Source organism: Pseudomonadota bacterium (assembly GCA_034660915.1).
Lineage (GTDB): Bacteria > Desulfobacterota > Anaeroferrophillalia > Anaeroferrophillales > Anaeroferrophillaceae > DQWO01.
The window spans coordinates 1-3,834 of the sequence record JAYEKE010000081.1; the positions used below are offsets into that span (position 1 = coordinate 1).

Genomic DNA, 3,834 nt, shown 5'->3' on the forward strand with positions numbered 1-3,834 from the left:
GGAATAAAAGGATTAATACTTATGGTAAGCTGAATACTTTTTTGCTTCGATTGTCGATGATCAAGCATAATTTTTCTGATTTTGCTCACCAAGTGGAAAATATCATCCAAATCTTCTACGGTTTCCGCTGGCAACCCCATAAGGAAGTACAGTTTAAGCTGGTAGATACCGGACATCACCGCCAGCCGGGATGCAGCCAGAATTTGATCTTCATTCAATTGTTTATGTATCAGTTTACGCAGCCTGGAAGATCCAGCTTCAGGTGCGACAGTAAGGGTTTTCACCCCCCCAGCCAGCAACAATTCCAGCAATTCCGCATTAAGGCAATCCACCCGTAATGAGGCCGGGCTGAAAGTAGCGCCCTTTTGCACCAGCCAGGAACACAACTCGTTCAAATGAGGATAATCACCAAGGGCCGAACCAATCAGGCCAAAATGACGGTAACCATTCTCCATGGCACCTGCAAAGATCGACTGCAGACAGGACAGGGAACGGTTGCGGAAAGGGCGATAAACAAACCCGGCAGCACAAAACCGGCAACCACGGGGGCAGCCACGATTAATTTCCACCAGATAGGAAGCTGACAGGGGACTTGCAGAACCAGCTGTCGTCACCACTGAAGTGGGAATAAACCGATCCAGATCAGAACAATGAGGAATTTTCACCGGCGCATAGTCTTTAACCGATTTCTCCCTGGCTGAATTTGGAAAATAAACACCCGGTACCCCGGAAAGCGATAACAGCAACTCTGATTTTTTCATTTGCTGGCCAGCCAGCAGCAATTCCATCACCTGGGGAACCTGCCTTTCTCCCTCACCGAGGAGAAAAGCATCAACAAAAGGGGATAGAGGCAGCGGATTAATAAAGGTTGCCACCCCTCCCACCATAACCAGGGGATCTGCAGGCTGCCGGTCATCAGCCAGCAAAGCTAATCCTGAGGATTTCAGGATTTCAAGTACATGCAGATAATCACGTTCAAAGGAAATAGAAAAAAGAATCAGCCGGGCAGCTGATAGTGGCCGCCCTGATTCAAGGGTAAGTAACGGCAAATTTTTCCGGCCACCTTCCGGCAGAAAAAACCGTTCGGCTACTATATGAGGATGGGCATTCAAGATGGCATACATGGAAAGAAAGCCAAGGTTTCCCATGCCGACCTGATAAACATTGGGATATCCCAAGGCTACTGGATAACGGCCACCCCACTCTTTAACCACTGCACCCCGCTCCCCAGCCATGAGGTAGGAAGAAGCGGTTTTTCCCCGTCTTGGAGCTGGCAAAATCAGGCCTCCACCGATTTTGCCATCACTTCCAGTAAATGGTCACGACCCAGTTTTTTGGGCACTGAAAAAACAATCGGTGTTTCTCTGATACCCGCGGCCTCCAACTCCCGCTGCCACTGACGCACCTGATTCGCCCGCCTGGAAGCTTTAAATTTATCGGCTTTGGTCAGCACCAGTGTCAATGGCTTTTGATTAACTGCCAGCCACTGCAGTAATTGACCATCGCCTTCAGTTAAATTACGGCGAATATCAAGAAGCATGATCACCCGTTCCAACCGCGTCGATAAATCAAGATAATCGTGTACCAGCGGCCCCCATGAAAGCCTGGTTTGATAATCTACCGATGCATAACCATAGCCAGGCAGATCCACCAGGTAGAAAGATTCATTGACGAGAAAAAAATTTATCATCCGGGTACGACCGGGGCTTGAACTGGTTCGCGCCAGCGACTTCCGCCGCAACAAGGAATTTATCAATGAAGATTTACCGACATTAGAACGACCGGCGATGGCTATATGGGGCAAAGGGTCATCGGGTACCCCGGTGACATCAACTACGCTTTTAGTAAACCTGACTGTTTTGATTTTCACCGGACACTCCCATAAAAAAATGTTTAAAGCCTGATCTCATTGTTGCACTATACCTGATGATTATGCTATATAGCGCCAAACTTAAGCAATTTTCAGCTCAACCGCCTGGCACTGCTAGAAGCTGCTATAGTAATAGAAAGCCGGGAAAAATTCAACTCAACTTTCTGACTTGCATTGCCAGAGAACCATTACCAGATGTTCGAGCTTGGCTCATAGCCGTGTCTGCCGACAGGCAGGCGGTATTGGCCGCCTGGGTTGGGACAGTTTTTAAAACTGTCCCACATTGTGATTCGCGGCGGACAATCGGGGACATTGCTTTAGCGGTGTCCTCACAAGCCGGCCTGTCTGCGTGCGGCACGCACAGGCCGGCCATGGACGGCCGGCGAGGATGGGCGAGAGCCATGCCGGATCATCCCTGGAAATTTCTTGCAACTGTTTTCAGAACAACTTCAGAAAGTTGAGATTCAAGAAATGAAAGAAGTCAAGGACAAATAAGTACCTGAATTAAGCGTTTAGCTTTTAGCACTTAGCTATTAGCTCAATGATTACAAGATGTCTAATATTATACATGTTCACCCAATGGGTGTTGTTACTAATCAACGTAAAGTCCTGATTATTAAAGGCTAATTGCTAACAGCTAACTGCTAATCGCTCAGTTTAGGAAGTAATATGATGCATTACGAAGGAAATATTATCCGCCCGCCAAGCGAAGCCAGAAGTATCATCCTCCAGGCAACTGTTGGCTGTTCTCATAACCGCTGTTCATTCTGCCCGACTTACCGGGGGGTTCGTTTCCGGATCAAGGATGAGGAAACCCTGCTGGCAGATATCCGCTACGCTAACCAGGCATACCCTCGAACCCGCCGGCTTTTTATCACCGATGGGGATGCACTGATTATTCCTTTTCCCCGTTTACTGGCACTTTTACAAATGATTAACACTGAAATACCGCGGCTCACCCGTATTGGTATTTATGCCTCGGCAAAATCCATCCGTAAAAAGAGTCTTCCTGAGTTGCAGGCTTTGCGAGAGGAAAAACTTGGGATCATCTATTACGGCCTTGAAAGCGGTGATGACCAAACTCTGGCAGCCATTAACAAAGGAACCACGGCAAATGACACCCTGGATTTATGTCTGAAAGCCCAGGCCGCCGGCATGGTCCTGTCAACCACAGTCATGATTGGCATTGCCGGTGCCCAGAGATCTTTGATTCATGCTCGTCACACGGGGGAATTATTGAGTGCCATTGATCCTAAATATGTCGGGGCATTGGTCACCATGGTTGTACCTGGCACGGAACTGGACCGGCAGCTCCAGGAAGGATCTTTCAGTTTACCGGATAAACGTGGATTATTGCTGGAATTGCGTGAAATGATCGCCCATACCCACTTAAGCCGGGGAATGTTTATGGCCAATCACGCCTCCAATTATCTTCCCATTAAAATTCACTCTCCCAAGGACCGCGAAGCCGCACTGGCAATGATTGATGAAGCCCTGGCCGGCAATCTCCCTTTACGGGAAGAATGGATGCGCGGACTTTAACCTTTTCCTGGTTTCAATAATCATGCAAAAACAGAAAAATTACCAGCAAACTTTCGCCCTGGCCGCGGAGAAATTCAGAAATGCAGATATCAGCTATCTGGATACCCACCCCGAAATAAGCTATAATAAGCAGGACGGAATCATTGCCCTGTCATTCTTCCAGCGTCCCTATACCATCTCCTATCCAGAGCTGGCTTTTTCCTGCCCTCAGGAACCGGTCATCTCCCTGGTCAGCAAAATCATTATCCTTCACTACCTGATCAATGCCACCCATACAAGCAGGAACGGACAATTGACAAATTATGGCGGTATCCCTGGAGGATCGTTTTATTTTCCGGTATTCAAGCGCAAGACTACTGATATTCTGCTGACAAAACTGGGAAATAACGGAGAAGAGTTCAAACAGGCTGGGGAAGCACTGG

At 48.1% G+C, this 3,834-nt stretch carries 5 protein-coding genes; 2 read left to right on the top strand and 3 right to left on the bottom strand.

The genetic code is table 11. The features are described 5' to 3' along the window. From U9P07_04910 to U9P07_04920, 3 genes are all read right to left on the bottom strand, one after another. Positions 1–1,277, bottom strand: a 1,277-nt coding sequence (locus tag U9P07_04910) for a radical SAM protein (GenBank protein MEA2108742.1), incomplete at its 3' end; no start/stop codon positions are given. Positions 1,278–1,279: 2 nt separating this feature from the next. Continuing rightward, on the bottom strand, positions 1,280–1,870 hold the full coding sequence (gene yihA, locus U9P07_04915; GenBank protein ID MEA2108743.1) for a ribosome biogenesis GTP-binding protein YihA/YsxC: 591 nt from the start codon (positions 1,868–1,870) through the stop codon (positions 1,280–1,282). A gap of 151 nt (positions 1,871–2,021) precedes the next feature. Next, positions 2,022–2,273, bottom strand: coding sequence for a hypothetical protein (locus tag U9P07_04920; protein ID MEA2108744.1), 252 nt, complete (start codon positions 2,271–2,273; stop codon positions 2,022–2,024). A 266-nt stretch (positions 2,274–2,539) separates the two neighbouring features. Here U9P07_04920 and U9P07_04925 point away from each other — a divergent pair, with 266 nt between their 5' ends. Then, positions 2,540–3,412, top strand: a complete 873-nt coding sequence (locus U9P07_04925; protein MEA2108745.1) for a radical SAM protein — start codon at positions 2,540–2,542, stop codon at positions 3,410–3,412. Positions 3,413–3,434: 22 nt separating this feature from the next. Then, positions 3,435–3,834, top strand: a 400-nt coding sequence (locus U9P07_04930; protein ID MEA2108746.1) for a DUF3786 domain-containing protein, incomplete at its 3' end; no start/stop codon positions are given.